The organism is Streptomyces sp. NPDC055506, from assembly GCF_053643595.1.
This window is the reverse complement of record NZ_JBSHKH010000267.1, coordinates 1-2,956: the sequence shown is the minus strand read 5'-3', so window position 1 is coordinate 2,956 and position 2,956 is coordinate 1. Positions and strand designations below refer to the sequence as shown.

The window sequence follows — 2,956 nt, the reverse complement described above, 5'->3', positions numbered from 1 at the left end:
GTACGGCACCAGGGCCCCGAAGGAAATTCAACACCATCTGTCGGCCCTCATGCTGTGCCGACCTTCTGTTTCCGCTACCAGCCCTGCAGAGGGGGTCGCGGGGATCGCGGCTGCGTGACCGGGGACCACCTACCAATCCGGGGTCTTGCGGTACCCGGGCCGAGTGCTTTCTCGGGCCGGGCGAACCTGATGGCGTCTGCTCCTCCGTCCTTCCTGGCGGCCCCTCGACCTGCGAGCCGCCCCAGCGCGGTTCTCCGTCCCGTCACCGTTCTGCGAACATCTTGGCTTCGAGACTCCAGATCTGCGCTGACCTGCGATTTCTTGTACTGCAACCCCGCCAGTTCGTGTCTGCCGGGTTTCGCTTGACCCTGTCGACGAGAAAAAGCGTACCCGTGTCAGAGCTCAATATCTACTCTGGGGAGAGAAGGTTTCAGCCCTCCGGGGGAACAGATAGCCTGTGGCCTGCGACAACGGGTGACGTAAGTCGTCGTGGGTGCGGCCCATTCGTCACCGGCCGACTGGCTCCCGGCGCTGTGCGGGGGAGCGTGTGCCGACGGCGAGACGGCGAGACGGCGAGACGGCGAGCGGCGAGACGGCGGTGAGGGCCCTGCCGACGCGCGTCGGCAAGGCCCTCACCGGGATCCTGATGGCGGGTCTTCCGCCCGTCCTCATACCTACGGACCCGTCCTCATGCGTCCAGGTAGGCGGCGCCGAGCCGTGCCGACGCGGTCTGGAGCGGAGTGGCCCGGATGACTTCGCCGCCGGTGAAGTCGCGGCGGTCCTGTCGGGTGATGACCTGGCCTACCTGCCTGACGGGGTAGCGGCGGCGGATGCCCCACAGGGAGAAGGGGAACGGGCTGACCGGGGCGAGGCGGATCAGCGGGAGAGGGCGAGGATGCCCGGGGGCCGGCCGTGCTCCCCGACGGCGACGGACCGAGGGACGGTCGAGGTGATCGCTCCCTCGAGGACGTCCCGTAGACGGAGCCGGTCCGTGTACGTGGAACTGCCGCGGTGAACGGCGAGTTCGGCCCGGGTGATCGAGCCCGTGCACTGGTCGTCCCCGTCGCACAGGAGGAGGTACTCGACACGGGCACCGGCCATGACGGACAGGGCGACCTCGACGGTCATGTCGTCCCGGACCCGAGGTCCGGCCGCGTCCATGTCGTCGACTGCGCTCATGGGGGAGAGAACCGCCTGTTGTCGCTGTGTCTGAACCGGTGTCAAAGTGCCTCCTCGGAGATGGTGAGCCTCTGATCGATGCCTCTAGGCAGCCGAGTCGAACGCGGGCCGCTGCCGCGCCCCGCGCCGCCCTGCTCGCCCGGTTGCGCGCCCCTGGGTGGAGCGGTCGCGGCGGCCTCGGGACGAGGGATGCGCGGAAGACGCGGCGCGGCGGGGGCCTTCCGCGACGGGCGCGGTGATGACGACGGGAACACCGGAAGGGGCCTGGGCCCCGGTGATGCGGCTCAGTTCCGCCTCACCCGAACGCACCGGGGTGATCCGGGGGGTGATTCCGGCGGCAACCATCAGTCGGTTCATGCTGCGGCGCTGGTCGGGGGTCACCAGGGTGACGACGCTGCCGGACTCCCCGGCCCGGGCGGTACGGCCGCCGCGGTGCAGGTAGTCCTTGTGGTCGGTGGGCGGATCGACGTTGACGACGAGGTCGAGGTTGTCGACGTGGATCCCGCGCGCCGCGACGTTGGTCGCCACCAGTACCGTCACGTGCCCGGTCTTGAACTGGGCGAGGGTCCGCGTGCGCTGTGGCTGGGACTTGCCGCCGTGCAGGGCCGCGGCGCGGACGCCGCTGTTCAGCAAATGCTTGGTGAGCCGGTCCACGGCGTGCTTGGTGTCCAGGAACATGATCACCCGGCCGTCTCGTGCCGCGATCTCGGTGGTCGTCCGGTACTTGTCCGCTTCGTGCACGTGGAGTACGTGGTGCTCCATTGTGGTGACCGCTCCCGCGGACGGGTCGACGGAGTGGACCACCGGGTCGGTCAGGTAGCGGCGGACGAGCAGGTCGACGTTGCGGTCCAGGGTGGCGGAGAAGAGCATCCGCTGCCCTTCGGGGCGCACCTGGTCGAGCAGGGCCGTGACCTGAGGCATGAAGCCCATGTCGGCCATCTGGTCGGCCTCGTCGAGGACGGTGATGGCGACGTCGTCCAGCCGGCAGTCGCCACGGCCGATGAGGTCCTTGAGCCGCCCCGGCGTCGCGACGACGACCTCCGCCCCAGCCCGCAGCGCACCGGCCTGCCTGCCGATCGACATGCCACCGACCACGGTGGCCAGCCGCAGCCGCACGGAGCGGGCGTACGGAGTGAGCGCGTCGGTGACCTGCTGGGCCAGCTCGCGGGTGGGTACGAGGACCAGGGCCAGCGGCTGCCGCGGCTCGGCGCGCCGACCCGCTGTACGGGCCAGCACCGCGAGGCCGAAGGCGAGGGTCTTGCCCGACCCGGTACGGCCGCGGCCGAGCACGTCACGCCCGGCGAGGGAGTTCGGCAGCGTCGCCCCTTGGATCGGGAACGGCACGGTCACGCCCTCGTGACCTAGCGCGTCCAGCAACGGTGCCGGCAGGGCGAGATCGGCGAACGACTCGACGGCGGACAGAGCAGGCGTGATCGTCACCGGCAGTGCGAACTCGCCCTGGGTGGCAGGTCGACGTTCGTAGCCCTTGGAACGCCGCGGAGCTCCCGAGCGGTTGGCGGCAGAACCCCGGGAGCGGTCATGGGTGCGGGTCGTGCGTGCAGTGCGTGCGCGGTTCAAGCGGAACCTTCCTCGATGTGGGCACGTAGCAAGGAATTTCCGCAGCAAAATGAACGGCGCAGAGAATCGCGAGAACGAGCCGGAGATGATGGGCGCCAAGTCGGATCGACGGGGGAATGCATCACTGTTCGGTGATGCGGTGAAACTTTTCCATAACGCGCCCTGAAATGCAGCGAGCTGGGGCCCGCACCCCAAGGTG

General features: G+C 69.4%; 2 protein-coding genes and 1 pseudogene. All 3 read right to left on the bottom strand.

The window, feature by feature from the left end:
- Positions 1–688 precede the first annotated feature (688 nt).
- A pseudogene (locus tag ACWIF2_RS40475) lies at positions 689–829 on the bottom strand (SCO5918 family protein); the annotation flags it as partial.
- A 47-nt stretch (positions 830–876) separates the two neighbouring features.
- A complete protein-coding gene (locus tag ACWIF2_RS40470; RefSeq protein WP_454366681.1) occupies positions 877–1,179 on the bottom strand; it encodes a CBS domain-containing protein in 303 nt (100 codons plus the stop codon).
- 84 nt (positions 1,180–1,263) lie between these two features.
- On the bottom strand, positions 1,264–2,757 hold the full coding sequence (locus ACWIF2_RS40465; RefSeq protein ID WP_454366679.1) for a DEAD/DEAH box helicase: 1,494 nt from the start codon (positions 2,755–2,757) through the stop codon (positions 1,264–1,266).
- Positions 2,758–2,956 lie beyond the last annotated feature (199 nt).

Bases quoted from the DNA above. Each gene is read 5' to 3' on its own strand.
- ACWIF2_RS40470 (WP_454366681.1), bottom strand. From the start codon at position 1,179: ATGAGCGCAGTCGACGACATGGACGCGGCCGGACCTCGGGTCCGGGAC.